General features: G+C 62.3%; 2 protein-coding genes and 2 pseudogenes. 1 reads left to right on the top strand and 3 read right to left on the bottom strand.

Annotated elements, in window-relative coordinates:
- Positions 1-225: pseudogene (locus KAY22_RS26775) on the top strand (integrase); the annotation flags it as partial.
- Positions 226-414: 189 nt separating this feature from the next.
- Here KAY22_RS26775 and istB read toward each other — a convergent pair.
- The 3 genes and pseudogenes from istB to KAY22_RS26760 all read right to left on the bottom strand — a co-directional run.
- Positions 415-1,143 (bottom strand): IS21-like element ISSsp4 family helper ATPase IstB, encoded by a 729-nt coding sequence (gene istB, locus KAY22_RS26770; RefSeq protein WP_296626106.1) that lies wholly within the window; start codon positions 1,141-1,143, stop codon positions 415-417.
- Positions 1,130-2,641, bottom strand: coding sequence for an IS21 family transposase (gene istA / locus KAY22_RS26765; protein ID WP_296626105.1), 1,512 nt, complete (start codon positions 2,639-2,641; stop codon positions 1,130-1,132). Before istA ends, istB begins: the two co-directional genes overlap by 14 nt.
- Positions 2,642-3,056: 415 nt before the next feature.
- A pseudogene (locus tag KAY22_RS26760) lies at positions 3,057-3,306 on the bottom strand (hypothetical protein); the annotation flags it as partial.

The following is a 3,306-nucleotide window of genomic DNA, read 5'->3' as shown; positions in this document are numbered from 1 at the left end:
TTCGTCCAGATGGACCACACTCCTGCTGACGTCATCATCGTCGATGAGCATTTCCGCAGGCCGCTTGGCCGGCCGATCCTCACGCTCCAGATTGACGTGGCCACTCGCACCATCCCCGGGTTCTATGTCTCTTTGGAGCACCCATCAGCAACGTCTGTTGGTATGGCAATCCGCCACGCTGTTCTCCCAAAGACCGCATGGTTGTCAACCGGCGCGCAAAACTGACCCCCTATCGGCGTCCAATATTGACCCCACCCTTCGGTAGTGCGGCGGTTATCCCGGTAGTCGATAGGAGGGGCCCACGGACGACGACGCGCACCGTCAGGTGTGCTGGCGGCGGCGTCCGTGGGAGGTCCCTGTTGACCCACCGGGTTAACCGCCGGGGATGGGGGTCCGGGGGAAGGGGTTTTGGGCTCAGTTCCGGTTTTTGAACCGCCAGCTGTCGTTGCCTGTCTCGATGATGTCGCAGTGATGGGTGATGCGATCAAGGAGCGCGGTGGTCATCTTGGCATCGTGGAAGACGCTCGGCCATTCGCCGAAGGCGAGATTGGTCGTGATGATCACCGAGGTCTTTTCGTAGAGCTTGCTGATCAGGTGGAAGAGCATCTGGCCGCCGGAACGGGCGAACGGGAGATAGCCCAGTTCATCGAGCACAACGAGATCAAGCCGTGAGAGTTGAGCGGCAAGGCTTCCGGCTTTGCCCAGACGTGCTTCTTCCTCAAGCCGGTTCACCAGATCGACCGTATTGAAGTATCGGCCTCTGGCACCGGCACGTACCACTGCGGCAGTGATGGCGAGCGCCAGGTGGGTCTTGCCCGTGCCCGTTCCGCCAACCAGCACGATATTGCGCCGTTCCGGCAAGAAGGAGCCGGCATGCAACGAGCGGATCAGCCCTTCGTTGATCGGCGTTCCGTCGAACATGAATCCATCCAAGTCCTTGATTGCCGGAAGCTTCGCCGCGGTCATACGGTAGCGGATTGACGCTGCCTCCCGATGTGCAGTCTCGGCGCGCAGCAGGTCGGCCAGCATCTCCATGATCGTCCTATCGCGGCGGATGCCATTGGTGACGGCATCATCGAAGGCAGTGACCATGCCCTTCAGCCCCAGCCCCTTGAGGGCTGCCACGATCTCATGCCGCTGCATTGAGGCCTCGCACCGTGTCGTAGCGGGCGCAGTCTGCAATCGGCGGATGCTTGAGCTTCAGGTTGACGACGACGTCCATGGTCTGGTCATCGCGAGGCTCACGCCGGCGGGACAGGATGTTGAGGATGACCTCGTCGCTGACCGTTCCTGCGCTGAGGGCCTCGGCGACTGCGGCTTCTACAACTTCGAGGCCGTCATCGGGAATGGCGGCCAGGACGCGCACGAAGCGGCGATCTGCATCATCGCCCTTACCCAACTTGCGTCGCAGCTGGGTGAGTACAGGTGGAAGGTCCCAGTCCTGGAAGGGAGCGCCGTTCCGCAAGGCCCCGGGCTTGCGCGCAAGGATCGGCAGGTAATGCCAAGGGTTCGTGATCGTCTGGTTCCGGCTGAAGGCGCGCTCATGCTCGGCGATGACCGCGCCATCCGAGCGGATCACGATGCGCGTTGCGTAAGCACGTACCTGCACAGCCTGATGCGCTGCCTTCGCCATCACCGAGTACCGGTTGCGATCGAAGCTCACCAGGCAGGTCGAACTGGCTACATGCTCGCTCTCGAAGAACCCGTCGAACGGGGTGGGTAGCGGTTGCAGCATCGGCCGCTCCGCCTCCAGTGCTTGTGCGATCGTCATATCCAGATCGGGATGCCCGTTGCGCTCTGCCCAGCGCCTGCACTCGGCTTCCAGCCAGATGTTCAGTTCCTCAAGACTGGCAAAGCGCAGGCGCGGCTTGAACAGTCGCTCCCTGCTGGTCTGGACCTGGTTCTCGACCTGTCCCTTCTCCCATCCCGCAGCAGGGCTACAGGCCACCGGCTCCACGCCATAATGATCCGTCATGATCAGGAACCGCCGGTTGAACAGCCGCTCCTTACCGGTGAAGACCGTCGTCACCGCCGTCTTCATGTTGTCGTAGATGCCGCGCGTCGGAACCCCGCCGAAGAACGTGAAGGCGCGGGCATGAGCGTCGAAGACCATCTCCTGCGTCTCGCGGGGATAGGCGCGGACGAAGGGCGCCCGTGACCAGCAAAACCGCATGTGCGCGACCTTCACCCGCATCGGCTTGCCCGCGATCTCGACGTCCTCGTGGCTCCAGTCGAACTGGTAAGCCTCGCCTGGCCTGTACATCAACGGGATGAACACCTTGCTCATATCGCCGGCGTCGGCGCGACGCTCACGCTTCCAGCGCGCGGCATAGCGCCGCACAGCGTCATAGGAGCCGCCGAACCCTTCGCGCTGAAGCAGATCATGGATCCTCGTCATACGAAGCCGGTCACGCCGGGGCAGCCCTTCATTCTGCTCGAGCAACTCTTCGAGGCGAGCACTGAAAGGTCCGGTCTGCGGCCGGTGCTGTTCCTTGCGCTCGTAACTGGCGTCCGCGTCCGGTGCCCGGACCGCCTTGCGCACCGTGTTGCGCGACAGCCGCAAATCCCGCGCTATCGCCTTGATAGGCTTCCCGTCCCGGTGCTCCCGACGGATCCTCGTAATCGTCTCCACAACCAACATCCCTGTACCCGCCGTCCGGAACCCAAACGGCGGCGCTTCTCATGATGAGATGAAGGGGGTCAATTTTAGACGCCGATCACCCCGCTAAGGGGGTCAATTTTGCACGCCGCTCCACAGCCAGTAACTACGCCCTCTCCCTGCGCGGCCCTCATCTCGATTTCGAAGCGGCCGTGCAAGAAGCGACGGACCGACGAGAGTGCACCGGACCGGAACGGGCGATCTCCCGTTCTTAAAGCACTCAGCGTGATCGTGGCACCGTTCCGGCCGTGATCGATGGCGTCAGGTGCAAAGTTGGCGAGATTGCCGGGAAACGTCCCACGCATGGCGAGCATTTCAGTAGAGGGCTCGGTGAGCGGACAACGCATTTCAGCTACGCCATCTTCCTTTAGAGATACTGGATCGCAGATCGGGGGCGTCAATCCATCGACTGTTCCGAGTGCCCATGGTGTGTCGTCCATGGCCATCTGTCGCGTGGTACGGGCCGCCTCAGCATGGGGGCGGCAATCACGACGTCGGTCGCGGAACCCGAGGCAAATGCCCAATCCAGAACCGCGCCGATGCGCTGCCGCACTCGACGCGCCGTCTCCGGCTTGGAGAGCCAGATCTCCGCAAGGACGTTCCGGATCATCGGACCGGTAATTTCGGAAACCTGCACGTTTCCTAGG

Source organism: Rhizorhabdus sp., from assembly GCF_018006725.1.
In the GTDB taxonomy this organism is placed as follows: domain Bacteria; phylum Pseudomonadota; class Alphaproteobacteria; order Sphingomonadales; family Sphingomonadaceae; genus Rhizorhabdus.
Note: the sequence above shows the minus strand (reverse complement) of the source record. Positions and strands in the feature narration are given on the sequence as shown.

Coding starts and splice junctions, on each gene's coding strand:
- istB (WP_296626106.1), bottom strand. CDS start 1,143: ATGCAGCGGCATGAGATCGTGGCAGCCCTCAAGGGGCTGGGGCTGAAG.
- istA (WP_296626105.1), bottom strand. CDS start 2,641: ATGTTGGTTGTGGAGACGATTACGAGGATCCGTCGGGAGCACCGGGAC.